This window comes from Variovorax sp. GW821-FHT09A10, assembly GCF_059418385.1.
Genome location: NZ_JBWKPT010000003.1, coordinates 517,452 through 534,369, shown reverse-complemented (window position 1 = coordinate 534,369; position 16,918 = coordinate 517,452). Strand labels below are relative to the sequence as shown.

16 protein-coding genes are annotated in these 16,918 nt (G+C 70.2%); 4 read left to right on the top strand and 12 right to left on the bottom strand.

The window, feature by feature from the left end; all coding sequences use genetic code 11:
• Window positions 1–5: 5 nt before the first annotated feature.
• Window positions 6–662 (top strand): RNA polymerase sigma factor, encoded by a 657-nt coding sequence (locus AC07Q9_RS15765; RefSeq protein ID WP_495310617.1) that lies wholly within the window; start codon window positions 6–8, stop codon window positions 660–662.
• Window positions 663–666: 4 nt separating this feature from the next.
• Here the strand turns inward: AC07Q9_RS15765 and AC07Q9_RS15760 are convergent, their stop codons facing one another.
• A complete protein-coding gene (locus tag AC07Q9_RS15760) occupies window positions 667–3,252 on the bottom strand; it encodes an FtsX-like permease family protein (RefSeq protein WP_495310616.1) in 2,586 nt (861 codons plus the stop codon).
• Between the two features lie 73 nt (window positions 3,253–3,325).
• Between AC07Q9_RS15760 and AC07Q9_RS15755 the strand changes: the two genes are divergently transcribed.
• On the top strand, window positions 3,326–4,765 hold the full coding sequence (locus tag AC07Q9_RS15755) for a serine hydrolase domain-containing protein (protein ID WP_495310615.1): 1,440 nt from the start codon (window positions 3,326–3,328) through the stop codon (window positions 4,763–4,765).
• Between the two features lie 12 nt (window positions 4,766–4,777).
• Here the strand turns inward: AC07Q9_RS15755 and AC07Q9_RS15750 are convergent, their stop codons facing one another.
• The 3 genes from AC07Q9_RS15750 to AC07Q9_RS15740 are packed head-to-tail and all read right to left on the bottom strand — an operon-like array spanning window position 4,778 to window position 6,882.
• Window positions 4,778–5,677 (bottom strand): ADP-ribosylglycohydrolase family protein, encoded by a 900-nt coding sequence (locus AC07Q9_RS15750; RefSeq protein ID WP_495310614.1) that lies wholly within the window; start codon window positions 5,675–5,677, stop codon window positions 4,778–4,780.
• Window positions 5,674–6,249, bottom strand: coding sequence for a riboflavin biosynthesis intermediates N-glycosidase (ybiA, locus tag AC07Q9_RS15745; RefSeq protein ID WP_495310611.1), 576 nt, complete (start codon window positions 6,247–6,249; stop codon window positions 5,674–5,676). Before ybiA ends, AC07Q9_RS15750 begins: the two co-directional genes overlap by 4 nt.
• 12 nt (window positions 6,250–6,261) lie before the next feature.
• Window positions 6,262–6,882, bottom strand: coding sequence for a DUF4291 domain-containing protein (locus AC07Q9_RS15740; protein ID WP_495310609.1), 621 nt, complete (start codon window positions 6,880–6,882; stop codon window positions 6,262–6,264).
• 115 nt (window positions 6,883–6,997) lie between these two features.
• Here AC07Q9_RS15740 and AC07Q9_RS15735 point away from each other — a divergent pair, with 115 nt between their 5' ends.
• Entirely contained in the window at window positions 6,998–7,714 is a 717-nt protein-coding gene (locus tag AC07Q9_RS15735) for an NUDIX hydrolase (protein ID WP_495310808.1), read from the top strand.
• 12 nt (window positions 7,715–7,726) lie between these two features.
• Here the strand turns inward: AC07Q9_RS15735 and AC07Q9_RS15730 are convergent, their stop codons facing one another.
• The 6 genes from AC07Q9_RS15730 to AC07Q9_RS15705 all read right to left on the bottom strand — a co-directional run bounded on the left by AC07Q9_RS15730 (window position 7,727) and on the right by AC07Q9_RS15705 (window position 13,913).
• Entirely contained in the window at window positions 7,727–8,983 is a 1,257-nt protein-coding gene (locus tag AC07Q9_RS15730) for an RNA polymerase sigma factor (protein ID WP_495310608.1), read from the bottom strand.
• On the bottom strand, window positions 8,980–9,354 hold the full coding sequence (locus tag AC07Q9_RS15725) for a YciI family protein (RefSeq protein ID WP_492682685.1): 375 nt from the start codon (window positions 9,352–9,354) through the stop codon (window positions 8,980–8,982). Before AC07Q9_RS15725 ends, AC07Q9_RS15730 begins: the two co-directional genes overlap by 4 nt.
• A gap of 166 nt (window positions 9,355–9,520) precedes the next feature.
• A complete protein-coding gene (locus AC07Q9_RS15720) occupies window positions 9,521–10,882 on the bottom strand; it encodes an NAD(P)H-dependent oxidoreductase (RefSeq protein ID WP_495310607.1) in 1,362 nt (453 codons plus the stop codon).
• A 5-nt stretch (window positions 10,883–10,887) separates the two neighbouring features.
• Entirely contained in the window at window positions 10,888–11,763 is an 876-nt protein-coding gene (locus tag AC07Q9_RS15715; RefSeq protein ID WP_495310605.1) for a phytanoyl-CoA dioxygenase family protein, read from the bottom strand.
• Window positions 11,760–12,464: a GntR family transcriptional regulator gene (locus AC07Q9_RS15710; RefSeq protein ID WP_495260207.1), complete on the bottom strand. Its 705-nt coding sequence runs from the start codon at window positions 12,462–12,464 to the stop codon at window positions 11,760–11,762. The genes AC07Q9_RS15715 and AC07Q9_RS15710 overlap by 4 nt, the downstream gene beginning before the upstream one ends.
• A 165-nt stretch (window positions 12,465–12,629) precedes the next feature.
• Window positions 12,630–13,913: an FAD/NAD(P)-binding protein gene (locus tag AC07Q9_RS15705; protein ID WP_495310604.1), complete on the bottom strand. Its 1,284-nt coding sequence runs from the start codon at window positions 13,911–13,913 to the stop codon at window positions 12,630–12,632.
• Between the two features lie 364 nt (window positions 13,914–14,277).
• Between AC07Q9_RS15705 and AC07Q9_RS15700 the strand changes: the two genes are divergently transcribed.
• Window positions 14,278–15,234: a threo-3-hydroxy-L-aspartate ammonia-lyase gene (locus tag AC07Q9_RS15700; RefSeq protein ID WP_354345061.1), complete on the top strand. Its 957-nt coding sequence runs from the start codon at window positions 14,278–14,280 to the stop codon at window positions 15,232–15,234.
• A gap of 6 nt (window positions 15,235–15,240) precedes the next feature.
• Here AC07Q9_RS15700 and AC07Q9_RS15695 read toward each other — a convergent pair whose 3' ends face one another.
• Together AC07Q9_RS15695 and miaA are read right to left on the bottom strand one after the other, a co-directional pair.
• Window positions 15,241–15,891, bottom strand: a complete 651-nt coding sequence (locus tag AC07Q9_RS15695) for an ABC transporter ATP-binding protein (RefSeq protein WP_095746026.1) — start codon at window positions 15,889–15,891, stop codon at window positions 15,241–15,243.
• Window positions 15,888–16,874 carry a tRNA (adenosine(37)-N6)-dimethylallyltransferase MiaA gene (miaA, locus tag AC07Q9_RS15690; protein ID WP_495310602.1) on the bottom strand — a complete coding sequence of 329 codons (987 nt, stop codon included), beginning with the start codon at window positions 16,872–16,874 and terminating at the stop codon, window positions 15,888–15,890. Before miaA ends, AC07Q9_RS15695 begins: the two co-directional genes overlap by 4 nt.
• Between the last annotated feature and the right edge of the window lie 44 nt (window positions 16,875–16,918).

Genomic DNA, 16,918 nt, shown 5'->3' with positions numbered 1-16,918 from the left:
TGTCCGTGGCTGAGTTCGATCCCGGTCCTTGTTTTCAAGGGCCATACGCGGGTCACGGCGAGCCCGCCGGCGTCGTGCTGCGGGCGTTCCTGACGGCGAACTACACGTACCTGCATCGCCGCTTGGCCCGCGATCTCGGCTGCTCCGACCAGGCCAGCGAGTGCTTGCACGACGCCTGGCTGCGCCTGGGCGAGATGACGGCATCGGAGCCCGTGCGCAGTCCCGGGGCCTATGTCTATCGAACGGCGCGCAACCTGGCGATGGATCGCCTGCGCAGCGACCGGTCCTGGCAGTACGTGGGCGAATGGGATACGGCCCTCGATCTCCTGGTCGATCACGCGCCCGGCCCCGATGCGATCGCCGAGGCGCGTTCGGCCGTGGAGGCCGTGGAGCAGGCGATGCAGCGGCTTTCGCATCGGCATCGTTCGGTGCTCGTGGCACTGCAGATCGAGGAGATGACCCGTCAGGACGTGGCAGACCGGCATTGCATCTCCTTGCGCCGGGTGGACACGGCACTTCGCCAGGCCCTGGACTACTGCGCGCATGCGTCCGGCCACACCGTGCGGGCGGAAGGCGCTTCGCCCCGACGGGGTCTGTCCCGGCGATGGCAGGAGAAGGTCGTCGCCCCGCTGCGCGCCAGCGCGCCGCGCGCGCAGAAGTGAGGCGCTACCAGTCCTCTTTCACCGCCAGCACCACATCGCGCCCCGCCGCGGCGCGCCCCGCCATCCACGCCGTGAACGTGCCGGCCGCCACCACGGCCGCGCACAGCGCCAGCAGCCGCACCCACGGCACCAGCAGGTCCATGCTCCAGTGGAAGCTCTGCGGGTTCACCACCTTCACCAGCACCACCGACACGGCCAGCCCGAGCAGCAACCCGGCCACCGCGCCGATGGCGGTCCAGGCCGCGCCTTCGCCGGCCACCACGGCCAGCACCTGCCGCCGCGTGAAGCCCAGGTGCGCGAGCAGGCCGAACTCCTTGCGCCGCGCCAGCACCTGCGCGCTGAAGCTGGCCGCGATGCCGAACAGGCCGATGGCGATGGCCACGGCCTGCAGCCAGTAGGTGACGGCAAAGCTGCGGTCGAAGATGCGCAGCGAGGTGGCGCGGATCTGGCCGACCGAGGCCAGCTCCACGGCGCCGTCGCGTGATGTGCGCGAGGCGAGTGCGCGCACAGCCGCCTGCACTTCCGTTTCGGACGCGCCGGGCGCGAGCCACAGCGCGACGTCGCTCACGTCGTGCTCGCCGGTGATGCGCTCGAAGTCGCGCGCGTCCATCGCGATGGCGCCGAACTGCCGCGCGTAGTCGCGCCACACGCCGGCCACGAAGAACACCTGCGGCGTCGCCGTGCGCATCGCATCGGCCAGTGGCGAAAACGCGGTGCCCGGTTTCGCGCCGTACAGCTCGACCATCGGCTCGCTCACGTAGATGCCGGTCTGCCCGGGCGGCACCGGCAGCGCCTCGCCCACCAGCGGCAGGCCGCGCACCACGCCGCCTTCGAGGCTGCGCGCGATCAGCGTCACGGCGGGCTGCGCGGGGTCGAGCTGCAGCGACTGCGTGCGCAGCGTGCCGGTGCGCGCCACGCCGGGCAGCTGCGCCAGCGCCTGCACGAAGGCCGGCGCGAAGGTCGCGGTGTCGGTGCTGCTCGTGCCGCCGCTGTTGCCGCTGCCGCGCCCGCCCGAGGTGGCGCGCACGTACAGGTCGGCCGGCAGCACCACGTCGAGCCAGTGCGTGACCGACTCGCGAAAGCTCGCGACCATCACCGTGAGCGCCACCGCCAGGCTCAGGCTCGCGACCACGCCGCTCACCGCCACGGCCGCCGTGCCGCGCATGCGGCGCGCGCGCTCGACGGCGAGCATCGGCAGCACGCGCCGCGCAAACGCCGGCGCCACGCGGTCGTACAGCAGCGCGATGAGCCAGGGCAGGGCGGTGATGCCGCCCACCAGCAGGCAGGCCACCGACAGGTACGCCGCCACCGGAATGCCGCCGATGGCCGGCAGGTTGGCCAGCGCCGCGCCCGCGCCGATGAGCCCGAGCGCGAGCCAGTGGTGGTGGCCCTGCGCGGGCGCCGCGCCCAGGCCCTTGAGCGTCTGCGCCTCGGGCAATGCCTGCGCGGCGCGCGCGGGCCACCAGCCGCCCACCAGCGCGGCCACCACGCCGAGCCCGCCGTACAGCAGCGCGGCGCTGCTGCTCCAGTGCAACCGAGGCGCCACGCCTTCGAAGTAGCCGCCGCCCAGGTCGCCGCCCAGCACGCGCAGCGCGAAGGCCGCGAGCGCGGTGCCCAGCGCCAGGCCGGCCGCGCTGCCGATCAGTCCGAGCACCAGCGATTCGGCCAGCACCAGCCGCAACCGTCCGCGCGGCGTGAGGCCCAGCACGCCGAGCAGCGCGAACTGCTGCGCGCGCTTGGCCACGCTGAGCGCGAGCACCGAGAACACCAGGAACGCGCCCGTGAACAGCGCCACCAGCGCCAGCACCGTGAGGTTGACGCGATAGGCGCGCGACAGGTTGCTCACGCGCTCGGCCGCGTCGCCCGGCTCGGCGAACTTCAGGCCCGCCGGCCAATCGGGCGACTTCTCGAGCGCGGCCACGAAGGTCGCGCGGTCGGTGCCCGGCGCCAGCCGCAGGTCGATGCGGCTCAACTGACCGAGCGGGCCGAACAGCTCCTGCGCGACCGCGATGTCCATCACCGCCAGCGCCGCACCGCCGGCCGTCACATGGCCAGAGACCGCGAGGCGCTGCCACGCGGCGCCGCTGCGCAGCTGCAGGCTTTCACCGCTCGCGGGCTGCAGCGGCAGCTGCAATGCCTGGCGCGCCGCCGCGTTGAGGAACACATGGCCGGGCGCGAACAGCGCGAAGCGGTCGGCACCGGCGGCCGACTGCGGCATCAGCGCGGGCGCGATGGTGGGCAGCGCGAGCGCATCGACACCGATCACGCGCAGCGGCATCTGGCGCCCGTCGTGGCCCAGGGCCAGGGCCTGGAACTCGAGCACCGGGCTCGCCAGCGCCACCTCGGGCCGGCGCGCGAGCCGGCCGAACACGGCCTCGTCGAAGCTGCCCTGTGCGGCGCGCAGCTCGAGGTCGGGCTGGCCGTTCACCGAGCGCACCGCGCTGGAGAACTCGTCGAGCGCCGAGGCGTTGATGAGCTGCACCGAAAACGCCAGCGCCACGCCCAGCATCACGGCCAGCACGGCCGCCGCGTTGCGCCAGGGGTGGTGGCGCAGTTCCTGCCAGGAGAAGGTCGAAAGCAATGCACGCATGGGGTCATTGTGGCCGCCGTGGCAGGATGGCGTCTGTTCGACGATGACGACTTCACGCCCGAGGATTCCGACGATGCGGCTTCTGCCCTCCGCCTGGTGCCGCCGCTGGCTGGCGCCCTGGCTTCTCGTGCCCTGGCTGGCGGGCGCGGCGAGCGCGCAACTCGCACCGCCGGCCGCGCCCACCGCACCGCTCTCGCTCGCCAGCGACCCTGCTGTGCTGGCCCGCACCGCGCTCGGCGCCGAGCGCGGCACGCTGGTGGTCGGCGTGCTGCGCGGTGACAAGGCCGCCTACGGCATCGCCCACAACCCCGAGCCGCTGGTGGCGCGCGCCATTGCGCCGGCCAGCGCGGAGCAGCCGATGTTCGAGATCGGCTCGGTCACCAAGGTCTTCACCGGCCTGTTGCTGGCGCAGGCCGTGGAGCGCGGCGACGTGGCGCTCGACGACAGCGTGGGCAAGCTGCTCGCCGGCCATGCCGAGGGCGTGCCGCTCGCCGTGGCGTCAATCACGCTGCGGCAGCTCGTCACCCACACCGGCTGCCTGCCCGTGATGGCCGACGGCGTGACCGGTGGCGCCGCGCTGGCCGAGCAGTTCCGCAGCTTCGACCTGCCGATGTTCTGGGCCGCGCTTGCGCGCATCCACCTGACGGCCCTTGCGGCTCCGTGCGAGGCGCGCTACAGCAACTTCGGCATGGCGCTGCTCGGGCAGCTGCTGGCGCTGCGCTACGGCACCTCGTGGGGCGAGCTGGTACGTGCGCGCATCACCGAGCCGCTGGGCATGAACGACACCGTGATCCCGCTTGGCGACAAGGCCTCGCGCATGGCGCCGCCGTTCGCGGGCGACCAGCGCCAGCGCCGCTTCGACATGCATGCCTACGCGCCCGCCAGCGCGCTGCGCTCGACCGCCGCCGACATGCTGGCCTTCAGCCGCGCCATCCTCGCCGGCGCCCACGGCCCGCTGGGCCCGGCCGCCGCGCGTCTGCTCACGCCGCTCGCGCGCTACGAGGGCGCCGAGATCGGCTACGCCGTGATGGTGCGCGGCCCCGAGACCGGCCGGCGCACCTACTACCACGCGGGCGTCACCGAGGGCTACCGCACGCTCTGGCTGCTGGCACCCGACACCGGCGAGGCGCTCATCGTGCTGGCCAGCAACCAGCGCGCGCCGCTGCAGCCCGTGATGCTCGCCATCGGCAAGAGCCGCTACCCGGTGCCGACGACGGAAGTGCCCATCGATCCGAAGCGCCTGCCCGACTACGCGGGCGAGTTCCGCGTCGGCAAGGCACAGGTGCTGGGCTTCACCGTGCGCGACGGGCGTTTGCTGGCGCGTGAATCGGGCAAGGGCTACAACCTTCTCACGCCCACCGGGCCGGATCGTTTTGCGGTGACGGCCATCGGCGCGCAGTTCGTGTTCCGGCGTGGGGATGGGGGTGAGGTGAATGGCGTCACGCTGACGCAGGGTGGCAGCCGGCTCGAAGGGCGGCGCGTGGGGGCCGCCGCTGCCGTGACCTCGGAGTGAGCGCGGACGCGTTCAGCGTTGCCCCAGCGCGAGCAGGTCGTTCGCCATCTGCGTGATCTCGTCGCGCATCACGAGCTGGCGCAGCCAGCCGGCGGGAATGCCGTCCACGCCGTAGAAGGCGCCTGCGATCTGGCCGCAGATCGCCGCGGTGGTGTCCGCATCGTCACCCAGGTTGGTGGCCGCGAGTACCGCCTGCTCGAACGAGTCGGTGTGCGCGAAGCACCAGAGCGCTGCTTCCAGCGATTCGACGCAATAGCCCGAACCCTTGATGTGTTCGATCGGCTTCGAGGCGTAGTCGCCGCGTGCCAGCGCCGCGACCTTCTCGCTCAAGGGCGCCAACGGTACGGTGGCAAGGATCGCCGCCTTGCTTTCGCCTTGCAGCGCTGCGCGCAGTTGCAACGCGAAAAGCTGCGAGCACTCGATGGCCTCCTGCGCGCCGTGCGTGGTGCGTGTGCTTTCGCCGGCCTGCCGCCAGGTGGCTTCGGCGCTCGGCGCGTAGAACATCGGCACCGGCGCGAGCCGCATCAGCGCGCCGTTGCCTGCCGTGCGCGGATCGGGGTCGCCCGCGAACGGATCGCCCGATGCGAGGTAGCGGGTGAGGGCGCCCGACACCGTGAAGCCGATGTCGAAGCAGCTTCCCGTGCTGCTCATGTAGCCCACGCTGCGCCAGTTGCAGTAGCGGTTCATCTGGTCGGTGGCATCGAAGCCCCGGCAATGGATCAGGCTCGCCGCGAGGCACAGCGCCATCGAGGTGTCGTCGGTCCATTCGCCGGGGATCAGGCCGAACGGGCCGCCGCCGCGCATGTCGGTGACGGGCTCGAACGTGCCGCGCGTGCGGAACTCCAGCGTGGTGCCCACCGCATCGCCACTGGCCAGCCCGAGCAGGCACCCCTGGTAGCGCGCCGCGTTCATGGGGCCGCCCCCAGTTCGTCGCGGGCCGCCATCAGCGCATAGCCCAGCAGGTTCAGGCCTTTCCAGGTGCGCGGGTCTTGCGCTGCCGCGTCCGTCGCAGCGAGGCCGATGCCCCAGATCGCATCGACGGGGCTCGCCTCGACCAGCACCTGCCGGCCGGTGCCGAGCAGGTACGCGCCGAGCGCCGCGTTCTGCGAGAACTTCGCAACGTTTCCGCGCGTCACGAGGTCGAAGCGCGCTTCGAGCCACGCCGCTTCATCGAAGTTGCCGATCTGGCGCCCCAGCTTCTTTGCTTCGCCGGGCGTGCGCGCGGCGATGATCTTTTCGCAGGTGGCCGCGTCACCGAAGAGCCGCGCCTTGCCGGCCATCATGAAATGCTCGGCGGTACGGTAGGTGATGCCTTCGACAGTGAAGGGCGCCTCGTACCACTGGCTGAAGCAGCTCTTGCCGATGCTGCCGTCCTTCGGGACCTGATGGCCCCAGAAGAACAGGCAGTCGATCTTGTGGCCTTGAGCGATGTGCGCGAGCAGGTCTTCGTTGCTGCGCAGCGCGTGGGGTCTGTTCGTCGTCATTCCTTGTGGTCCTCAGGATTCGAAGCCGAGCACATGCTCGACCGGCAATTGCAGCCCGGGGTTGTCGTTCTGCGCCATCGGGCGTTGAGCGTCCACGAAGGCGCGCATGTCGATCACCTCGAGCAGTTCTTCATTTGCAAACGCAGCGAGCGTTCGGCCCCGCAGGCCCAACTGAATCGCGCGGCGTTCCAGCTTGTTGCCTGCCGGTGCGTGGTCCGGGTCCCATTGCAGGCGAACCTCGGAACGGTTGACCGCCTCCTGCCACGCATCGCGATCAGGATAGCGCCCGGCATCGAAGGTCGAAGGGACGGCCTCGCGCACGACCCGTTCGAAGAACGCACGGCGCAGCCGCAGCCCGAGCGTGACCTCCTGGCCTTCCTTGGTGCCCCAGCCGGAGCGATACATCATCCAGAGGAAGTTGGGTTTGATCCAGCTCATCCGTGAAAGGCTGAAGTCCGGTCCGTCGAGACGGCCGTGCCGGACCGCGTATTCGCCGATGGCGGGGCGGTAGGCCTGGTAGACGATGACGGACCGGGCATCGTGATGCGCCAGGATGTGCTTTCCGTCCTGCGGCCAGCGCTCGCGTTGGGCGAGATGGGGCTCGGTGGGAAGCGGCGTGGTCTGCTTGTTCATTGTTCTGGGTTCCTCTCGTTGTTGTTCTTTTCGTCATCTCATTGAGTTGCTCTGTACAACTAATGATGGGTTGTATAGTACAACTAATAAATCCGGAGTCAAGCTGATCGTGACCATGCCCGCTTCAACGTTCCCTGCCTTGACCTTTCCCCGCCCGTTGGTCACTGTCGATGTGGCGATGTTCACTGTGCTCGATGACGCACTGCAGGTCTTGCTGGTGAAACGGGCGGCCGACAGCAACGAGCCGTTTCCTGGTAAATGGGCATTGCCGGGCGGCTTCATCAACACCGATGAAGATGCCTCGCTGCTCGATTGCGCATTGCGCAAGCTGCGCGAGAAGACCGGCGTGGTCACGCCCTATCTCGAGCAGCTTGGGAGCTGGGGTGGGGCGCAGCGCGATCCGCGCGGGTGGTCGGCCACGCACTGCTTTTATGCACTCATTCCGGCGCAGGCCATGCAGTTGCGCAGCGGCGCCAACGCCGCCGAGGTGGCGTGGTTCGAGGTCGATGCGGCCATGCGCAAACGTCTGGCGTTCGACCACGGAGAACTGCTCGAGGCGGCCGTTGCGCGTCTGCGCAGCAAGGTGGAATACACCTCGCTGCCGGCCTTCCTTCTGGAAGAGCCTTTCACCTTGCCGTCGTTGCAGCACGCCTATGAGGTCGTGCTGGGCCGTGACATCGACAAGAGTGCCTTCCGCAAGCGGATGCTGGATGGTGGGTTCATGGAAGAAACGGGCATGGTGGCGGGCAGCCTGGGCCGGCCCGCCATGGGCTACCGGCTGCGAGACCGTTCGCAGGCCGCGTTGTTTCCGCGCACGTTCAATGCGCGGTAGGCGCGGGTCGCCTCAGGCCCGTTCCGACATCGCGTGCAGGTACGCCCGCACCGCCCCATTGCTGCTCAACCCGATCGCCCGGTCATAGGCCTGCCGTGCTGCCACGCGCGCGCCACCGGCCGCCAACAGGTGCGCACGCGCCGCCCAGAACGGCTGGTAGCTCGCCACCTCGTCCGACGGAATCGCATCGAGCGCGCGCAGCCCGGTTTCGGGCCCGCGCGCATTCGCCAGCGCGCACGCCAAGCTGACCTGCGCGCCGATGCTGGGCCGCAGCGCGAGCAGGCCTTCGTACAGCGATACCAGCACCTCGGGCGGCACCGGGGCGCCCGCGCGGCGCTCGCAGTGGGCCGACTGGATCGCGGCCTCGAGCTGGTAGGGCCCGAGCGACTGCATGGCCGACGCGATGCGCAGGTGGTGCTCGGCCTCGGCCAGCAGCGCGTGGTCCCAGCGCGTGATGTCCTGCTGGTCGAGCGGCACGTAGGCACCGGCCTCGGTGCGGCGCGCCGCGGTGCGCGCCTCGCAGAACAGCATCAGCGCCAGCAGGCCCAGCGGCTCGGGCTCGGCGGGCAGCAGGCGGCACAGGATGCGGCCCAGGTCGATGGCCTCGGTCGTCAGGCCGCGCGGCAGGGCGTCGGCACCGTCGACGTCGTCCCAGCCGGTGCCGTAGGCGGCGTAGATGCCGTCGAGCACGTCGCGCAGCCGGTGCGGCAGGTCGCGCGCCTGCGGGTACTCGAAAGGAATGCCGGCGGCGCGGATGCGGGCCTTGGCGCGCACCAGCCGCTGGCCCAGCGCGGAAGGCGAGGTGAGGAAGGCGCCGGCCATGCGCGCGGCATCGAGCCCGAGCACGGTCTGCAGCATCAGCGGGGCGCGCGCGGCGGCGTCGATGGCGGGGTGCGCGCAGACGAACAGCAGGCGCAGGCGCTCGTCGGGCACGGTGGCGGCATCGGGGTCGGCCTCGTCCATCTCGCCGGCGAGCAGCAACAGCGTCTGCGTGGCGTCGTCCTGCACACGGCTGTGGCGCCAGGCGTCGAGCTTGCGGTGCCGCGCGACGCTCAGCAGCCAGGCGTCGGGCTGCACCGGCACGCCATCGGCGGGCCAGCGCTCGAGCGCGCGGGCGAAGGCGTCGGCCAGCGCGTCTTCGGAGGCCGCGATGTCGTGCGTGCGGGCGGACAGGATGGCCAGCAGCCGCCCGTACGACGCGCGTGCCGCGCGCTCGGCTGAATCGCGTGCCGCCTGTTCGGCGGCGTGATGTGCCGCCGGGGTGGTCACGTCTGGCTCGCGCCCGCCATCGCGGTGGCCGTGAAGACCGGCCGCACTTCGACGCCGCCGCTGGCGGCGCAGGGGGCGCGCGCGGCCCATTCGAGCGCGGCGTCGAGGTCGGGCACGTCGACCACGAAGTAGCCGCCGAGCTGTTCCTTGGTGTCGGCGAAGGGGCCGTCCTGGACCTGGCGCTTGTCGCCGCGCACGCGCAGCGTGGTGCCGGTCATGGGCGGCAGCAGGCCGTGGCCGCCGAGTGCGACGCCCGACTGGCGCACCGCATCGGCATACGCGACCCAGCTCGCGCGGTAGGCCTGCGAGGAGGGGTCGTCACGTTGTTCGAATTCGGCGGCGGGTTGGTAGAACATCAACATGTACTGCATGGTGTTTCTCCGTGAGGAAAAGCTTGCCGAGCAAGAGCGCTCACCACAATGACGGCCCGCCACCGGTCATTTCGACACCGGAACGGCGCCGAGCAGAAGATTCTTGATCTGTTCGCCGTTTGGCGCAACGAGAGGCCCCGCTGCCGCGGGGCCGTTCAGGTCGCGCTCAGGCCGCGTGGGCGCGCACAGCGGGCGTGAACAGCGCTTCCATTTCCTGGCGCAGCCGGTAGGCGGCGGTGGTGGTGTCCATCGCCACGTCGGCCCAGCTCAGGCTCTGGCCCTTCTTCACGGGGCGCACGAGCCTGACGTTGTGCGCCAGTCCGAGCGGCAGGCCGCCCAGGCGCAGCGAACGCTCGGCCGGCAGCAGCTTGCCCCAGACGGTGTAGCCGCCTTCGCCGTCGAGCATCTCGCCCGCGGCGAGGTCGCGCTTGGCGGTGGCGACCACGTCGGCGTTCCAGCCGGTGGCCACGCCGGTGGGCTCGCCGCGCAGCGCCACGCTGGCGACCGACATGCCCACTTCGAGCCCGATCAGGTGCCAGCGCTTGTACAGCGTGAAGTAGCGTCCGCTCGGGTCGGTGTGGGCGTTGTATTCCTCGAAGCAGTTCTTGATGTAGTCGGTCTCGGCTTCGACCGTGACCCACACGCCCATGCGGATGTCGTACGGAATCTTGCGGCCGTCGGCCTCGAGCGACGAGATCACCTCGACCATGCCCTTGCGCTCCAGCACGCCGCCTTCGCTGCGCGGACGCGTGACGAAGGGAATGTCTTCCACGCTCGCGGGCGGGTAGAGCAGGCCGTCCGAGGGCACGCCCAGGCCGGTGGCGTTGGCCACGGCCGAGCTCTCGATCGACGGCTTGGAGCCGTCGAGAAAACTGTTGAACATCTTCGGGTTGAGCCCGCCGCGTTTCGCCTGCTCGGGCGTGAGGCCATAGTTGCCCCACACGGTCTCGGGCGTCGATTCGGTGAAGTGCGGCAGCCACTTGTGGCCGCGCCCGGCCGCCACCACCGGAAAGCCGCAGGTGCGCGCCCAGTCCACCAGGTCGCAGATCAGCGCGGGCTGGTCGCCGAAGGCCAGCGAATACACCACGCCGGCCTGCTGCGCCTTGTGCGCGAGCAGCGGGCCGCAGAAGGCGTCGGCCTCGACCGTCACGTTGACCACGTGCTTGCCGTGCGCAAAGGCGTCCAGGCAGTGGTCGACCGCGGCGACCGGGTTGCCGGTGCACTCCACCACGATGTCGATGCTGGGCTCGCGCGTCACGGCCTGCCAGTCGTCGGTGATCCAGGTGGCGCCGGTCTTCAGGGCCTCCTGCACCGAGCCGGCATTGCTGCGCTCGGCCAGCCAGCCCACGCGCTCCAGGTTGACGCGCGCGGCAGCGGGCGAGAGGTCGGCAATGGCGACCAGCTGCACGCCGGGCGTGCGCGGGATCTGCGCCAGGTACATGGCGCCGAACTTGCCGGCGCCGATCAGGCCGATGCGGATGGGGCGGCCTTCGGCGGCGCGTTGTTGCAGGCGGGTGTGCAGGCTCATGGCGGTCAGGCTTCCACGGTTTCGATGACGTCGGGCGAGGTGCGCAGCGCGCTCTCGGGCAGGCCGTCTTTCCACGGCACCTCGACGGGGTAGGGCGTCAGCAGGCAGTCGTCGGGCAGCACCTCGATGGGCGTGAAGTTTCTGTGCGCGATGTACTCGGGCCGCTGGTGGCGGCGGATGTGGTTGCTGACCGCGCACAGGCTCAGGTACACCGCCACGCGATTGAAGGGCGAGAGGTTGCTGCCCGAGGCATGCACGAGGCAGCTGTGGAACAGGATCATCGAACCGGCCGGGCCCTTGGGCGAGACGATGCCGCCCTGCGTGCCGCCGGCGCGGTCGACGAGCTGGCGGATCAGGTCGTTGTCGACCGTCCACAGCGGGTAGCTGGTGGTCGTGAGGTCATGCTTTGCGTTCACCACGCCCTTGCGGTGGCTGCCCGGAATGAACATCAGCGGGCCGTTGTGCTCGGTCACTTCATCGAGAAAGATGGCCACGTTCATCGCGCGCTCGGTGGGCATCAGGTCGTCGTTGAGCCAGGTGCCGTAGTCCTGGTGCCACTGCCACACGTCGCCCTCGAAGGCCATCTTGCCGTTGATCTTGAACTGGTGCATGTAGACCGCCTCGTCGAACAGGTCCATCACCGGCTCGACCATGCGCGGGTGGCGCGCCAGCCGCGCGAAGGGCTCGCTGATGAGGTGCGCCGCGAAGTTCGTGCGCACGGCGTCGGAGCCCTTCTCGCGCACGTTGAAGGCCGCGCGCTTGCTGTACAGGTCGGGCACCGCCTCGGTCAGCACCTTCGTCTCTTCGGGCGAGAAGTGGCCGGGGAAGAACAGGTAGCCCTCGCGCTCGAACTGCGCGCGTTGCTCGGGGGTCAGCTTCATGCCTTGTCTCCTTTTTTCGTGGGGGATGCGGATGCCGTGCGTGCCAGCTGCTGCGCGAGCCGCTCGGCCAGCGCGTCGCTGGCGCGCGAGACGTGCTCGTCGCTCAGGCGCGCGGCGCGCTCGACGTCGCCGGCGGCAATGGCGTCGGCAATGGCTTCGTGCTCGTCCCACAGCGACTCGCGCTGCGGCTCGGCCTGCAGCACCGCGCCCATCGCGCGGCGCAGGTGGCGCCAGTGCGGGTCGGCGCTCTGGCCGATCAGCGGGTTGCCCGAGGCGGCGTAGATGGCCTGGTGAAAGGCCACGTCGGCATCGATCATGGCTTCGACATTGCGCCCGCGCGCCGCGCGCCGGCCGCGTTCGATGAGCTTGGGGTCGATGCGAAAGCGCTGCTGCGCCGCCAGCCGCGCGGCCAGCACGTCGAGCGCGCCGCGCACCTGGTAGACCTTGCGCATCGCCTCGGCCTCCAGCGGCGCCACCAGCACGCCGCGCCCGGGCGCGTCCTGCACGAAACCGTCTTTCTTGAGCAGCCGCAGCGCCTGCAGCACCGGCTGGCGCGACACCGCGAGCCGTGCCGCAATGTCCTCCTGCGTGAGCCGCTCGCCCGGCGCGAGCGCGCCACTGCTGATGGCGCCGAGCAGGGCGCGGTAGACCTGGTCGACGAGGTCGGGGGCGACTTCGATGCTGAGCAACTGGGCGGGCATGGTGGGCCTTTTCTGAACTCTGTATACAGAGTACGGACTTCGGCCCAGGGGTGCACTGAGGGTTTTCACCCACGCGGCGGCGCGCTGCCAGGGCGCTGGCAGCGGCGCGACGCGCTCGCGCGAAAGAGCGTGCGGCAGCACCTCCTCAGCCAGTGTGCGCGAGGGCTACAGCGTGCAGGCGCTGGTGTCCTGGCCGATCTGCCGCGCCACCGACATGGCCTGCCTTACGGCGGTATGCAGGAAGTTGGCGAACGGCAGCCGGATGCCCGAGGCGGGACCGATTGCCCAGATGCGCTCGGGCCCCTGCGTGTCGGACAGGATCAATCGCAGGTCGGGGCTCAGACGCCGGACCGGCGCATGGCTTGCGCCGCCATTCTCGAAATGGAGCGTTCTGCCTTGGTGGTGCAGCGACGGCGCGTTGTACCCGGTTGCCGTCACCACGAGATCGAATTCGCGCGGGTCCACCGCGTCGACGGCGGCCAACCCGATGCCGCCTTCGTCGATGTGCGCCAGGAGTTGCCGGGCGATGTGCAGGTTGATCGAAGTCACGTAGCGCCAAAGAAACTCGCGGTCGTCGACCACCGAAGCGCCCGCATCCACCACCGCATCGATGATGCCGATGATCGAATCCTGCCAAGGGCAACGGTCCTGCTCGGCCAGGCGGATTTCCTCTCTCAGCGTCGAGATCGGATCTGCGGCGAGGGCCGTTTGTCCTGCCAACAGGGGATGGCCCTTGCTTCGGCAGTCCTCGTCGACCAGGCGGCGGAAATCGACGAGCGCATCCGTGATCCGGGCGCCTTCGTACGCGTGCAAGGGGGTGCGCGTGCGAACCGCAGGAAACCGGCCCGTTCGGGAGCACATCGTGACGCGCGAGCCTGCCGATCGAAGCACCAGCGCCGCATCGATGCCGGATTGGCCTTGGCCCATCACCAGCGCGTGGCGACCGGCCATGTGTCGAAGCCGGGTCGATGGAAACGGCGGCACACCGCATATGCCGGGCGGTTGGCGCACACCTCCTTGTCCGACTGCAACGATCACGTCGGTGGCCTGGATGCTGCGCCCGTCGTCCAGCCTGGCCACGTAGCCTGCGGCGGTCGCGGCCACGGTGTTGACGCGGCCGGTGAGCTGTCGCACCTCGATGCCCCGATGCGCCGCTTTTTCGCAGGCTTGTTCGAAGCGAACCCGCCCGTACTGGCCCACCGTTCGACGCGGAACGCTGGACGATCTTTCCGATGCGGAAAGAAAGTCGACGAAGTCCATCGGCCGGTTTGAAAAGAGGGAGTTGATGTCGTGCGAGGTGTTGGCCGTCAGGATCGGGTCGATGTCATCGAACACCGAGGGGTAGTCCGCATCCTGCGGATCGACCATCGTGATCCGCGAATCGGGTGCCAGCGCATCGACCAGGTGAACCATCGCGGCGGTTCCGCACATCCTGGCACCGATCACCACGACGTTCCTGGGCCTTCGAGGCGCGGGCGCCGGAGGCTGAATTGCCGAAAGACTCACCATGGAGGCACCTCCGGGAGACAGGGCTGTGCAGGATGTGAAGCGGCCGGGCGCGTGGTCCGTGCAGGGCGAGCCATCCCGCGCAGGAAGATGAAAAACCTGATGCCAATCGCTCTCGATGCATCGGTGCGATGCCACGTGGAGCCGAAGCGTAAGTGAGGACGCTTCGATCAAAGAATCACTTTTTCTAATAGCAGGAAACCCATGGGAAGCGTCTTGCCCCTGCTCACCTGCGGTGGGCCAGCCCCGGGGCTGCCGGCGCATCTGCGGGCGTGCACCGCACGCCGGCAGCCGCTAAGCTTGCGTGATGCAACTCCCTACCTACGACGACGTCATCGCCGCGGCCGCGCGGCTCGAAGGCCATGCCCACCGCACGCCGGTGCTGCAATCGACCACCGCCAATGAACGCTGGGGCGCGCAGTTCTTCTTCAAGTGCGAAAACTTCCAGCGCATGGGCGCGTTCAAGTTCCGCGGTGCGTTCAATGCGTTGTCGAAGTTCGACGCCGCGCAGCGCAAGGGCGGCGTGATCGCGTTCTCGTCGGGCAACCACGCGCAGGCCATCGCGCTGTCGGCGCGCCTGCTGTCGATGCCGGCCGTGATCGTCATGCCCAAGGACGCGCCCGCCGCCAAGGTCGCGGCCACCAAGGGCTACGGCGCCGAAGTGGTGATGTACGACCGCTTCACCGAAGACCGCGAGGCGCTGACGAAGCGGCTCGCGCAGGAGCGCGGCATGACGATGATTCCGCCCTACGACCATCCCGACGTGCTGACGGGGCAGGGCACGGCGGTGAAGGAACTCATCGAAGAGACGGGCCCGCTCGATCACCTCTTCGTGTGCCTCGGCGGCGGCGGCCTGCTGTCGGGCTCGGCGCTGTCGGCGCGTGCGCTGTCGCCCGCCTGCAAGGTCTACGGCGTGGAGCCCGAGGCCGGCAACGACGGCCAGCAGTCGCTGCGCGCCGGGAAGATCGTGCACATCGACACGCCCAAGACCATCGCCGACGGTGCGCAGACGCAGCACCTGGGCGAGTACACCTTCGGGATCATCCAGCGCGACGTGGACGACATCTTCACCGTCACCGACGAGCAGCTCGTCGAGGCGATGCGCTTCTTCGCCGAGCGAATGAAGATGGTGGTGGAGCCGACGGGATGCCTCGCGTTCGCGGGGGCCATCGCCGCTGCGAAGGCCATCGAAGGCCAGCGCGTGGGCATCGTGATCAGCGGTGGGAACGTCGATCTGTCGCGCTACGCGTCGCTGATCGGCTGATTCTTCTCAGGCCCGGATACCGCTCGCCGTCAGGTGCAGCAACCGGTCTGCGCGCGCCGCGGCGCTCTCCGAGTGCGTGACCAGCACCAGCGAGGCGCCGTGCTCGCGCGTCTGGCCGATCAGCAGGTCCATCACCTTCGCGGCGGTCGACGGGTCGAGGTTGCCGGTGGGCTCGTCGGCCAGCAGCAGCGCGGGCCGGTGCACCAGCGCGCGGGCGATGGCCACGCGCTGCAGCTGGCCGCCTGAGAGCGTCTGCGGCAGCCGTGCGCCCATGCCGGGCAGGCCGACGGCCTCCAGCATGTGGGCCACGCGCGCGTCTTCGCGCGGGCGGCCCAGCAGCATCAGCGGCAGCGACACGTTCTGCGCCACGTCGAGGTGCGGCAGCACGTGGAAGGCCTGGAACACGAAGCCCACGTGCTGGCGGCGCCACAGCGCGCGGGCCTCGCCGTCGAGCGCGCCGATGTCGGTGCCGTCGTGCGACACGCTGCCTTCGTCCCAAGTGTCGAGGCCGGCCATGCAGTTGAGCAGCGTCGACTTGCCCACGCCCGATTCACCCACGATGGCGACGAACTCGCCGGGCGCAACCTGCAGGCTCACGTGTTCGAAGACCGGCGCGTCGCCGTAGTGCTTGCCGAGGTTGGAGAGGTGCAGCGTCATGCGGGCGTCGCCCCGCGTGCGATGTGGGCGATGTGCTGTACGGCGGCCTGCACCGCGTCGGGCGCGTCGCAGGCGATCACGGTGCGCTGCGGCATGCTGCGCAGCCAGGTGATCTGCCGCTTGGCGAGCTGGCGTGTGGCGGCGATGCCGCGCTCGCGCAGTTCGCCCAGCGCCTTGGCATCGGGCGGTGCGCCGCCGCAGGCGTCGAGCATCTCCCAGGCCTGGCGGTAGCCGACGCAGCGCATCGAGGGCAGGTCGGGCGACAGGTCGCCGCGTGCGCGCAGCGCCTTCACCTCGTCGAGAAAACCGGCCGCGAGCATGGCGTCGAAGCGCTCGGCGATGCGCCCGTGCAGCCAGGCGCGGTCTTCGGGTTCGAGCGACACGAGCACGCCACCGTCGACGGCCTTGGCGGCCTTGGTGTCGCTGGCATGAAAGCTCGACAGCGGCTGGCCGCTGCTCTCCCACACCTCGAGCGCGCGCTGGATGCGCTGGCTGTCCTGCGGGGCGAGCCGCGCGGCCGTGACGGGGTCGACCTGCGCGAGCCGCGCATGCATGGCGGGCCAGCCGAGCGCGGCGGCTTCGGCATCGAGCCGCGCGCGCACGGCGGGGTCGGCGGCGGGCATGGCGTCGATGCCGTCGAACAGCGCCTTGAAGTACAGCATGGTGCCGCCCACGAGCAGCGGCAGTGCGCCGCGCGCGCGGATGGCGTCGATGAGCCGGGTGGCGTCGGCCACGAAGGCGGCGGCGCTGTAGCTGTCGCGCGCATCGAGGATGTCGATCAGGTGGTGCGGCACCGCGGCCTGCTCGGCGGCGGTGGGCTTGGCGGTGCCGATATCCATGCCGCGGTAGACCAGCGCCGAGTCGACGCTGACGATCTCGACCGGCTGCAGCCGGGCCACGGCCAGGGCGACGGCGGTCTTGCCGGACGCGGTGGGGCCGGCGAGCGCGATGTAGCGCGGGGGAACAGGGGAAGCGGGGGGCATGCGTCGAGGGTAGCAAATGACACGCGCCGGACGGCTGCGCGGGG

What these genes read in the sequence shown, in the direction of transcription:
- AC07Q9_RS15695 (WP_095746026.1), bottom strand. Translation starts at nt 15,891, where the DNA reads ATGACGCTGCACCTCTCCAACCTCGGCAAGCACTACGGCGACGCGCCG.
- AC07Q9_RS15755 (WP_495310615.1), top strand. Translation starts at nt 3,326, where the DNA reads ATGCGGCTTCTGCCCTCCGCCTGGTGCCGCCGCTGGCTGGCGCCCTGG.
- AC07Q9_RS15710 (WP_495260207.1), bottom strand. Translation starts at nt 12,464, where the DNA reads ATGCCCGCCCAGTTGCTCAGCATCGAAGTCGCCCCCGACCTCGTCGAC.
- miaA (WP_495310602.1), bottom strand. Translation starts at nt 16,874, where the DNA reads ATGCCCCCCGCTTCCCCTGTTCCCCCGCGCTACATCGCGCTCGCCGGC.
- AC07Q9_RS15725 (WP_492682685.1), bottom strand. Translation starts at nt 9,354, where the DNA reads ATGCAGTACATGTTGATGTTCTACCAACCCGCCGCCGAATTCGAACAA.
- ybiA (WP_495310611.1), bottom strand. Translation starts at nt 6,249, where the DNA reads ATGACGACGAACAGACCCCACGCGCTGCGCAGCAACGAAGACCTGCTC.
- AC07Q9_RS15750 (WP_495310614.1), bottom strand. Translation starts at nt 5,677, where the DNA reads ATGAACGCGGCGCGCTACCAGGGGTGCCTGCTCGGGCTGGCCAGTGGC.
- AC07Q9_RS15700 (WP_354345061.1), top strand. Translation starts at nt 14,278, where the DNA reads ATGCAACTCCCTACCTACGACGACGTCATCGCCGCGGCCGCGCGGCTC.
- AC07Q9_RS15760 (WP_495310616.1), bottom strand. Translation starts at nt 3,252, where the DNA reads ATGCGTGCATTGCTTTCGACCTTCTCCTGGCAGGAACTGCGCCACCAC.
- AC07Q9_RS15740 (WP_495310609.1), bottom strand. Translation starts at nt 6,882, where the DNA reads ATGAACAAGCAGACCACGCCGCTTCCCACCGAGCCCCATCTCGCCCAA.
- AC07Q9_RS15720 (WP_495310607.1), bottom strand. Translation starts at nt 10,882, where the DNA reads ATGAGCCTGCACACCCGCCTGCAACAACGCGCCGCCGAAGGCCGCCCC.
- AC07Q9_RS15735 (WP_495310808.1), top strand. Translation starts at nt 6,998, where the DNA reads ATGCCCGCTTCAACGTTCCCTGCCTTGACCTTTCCCCGCCCGTTGGTC.
- AC07Q9_RS15715 (WP_495310605.1), bottom strand. Translation starts at nt 11,763, where the DNA reads ATGAAGCTGACCCCCGAGCAACGCGCGCAGTTCGAGCGCGAGGGCTAC.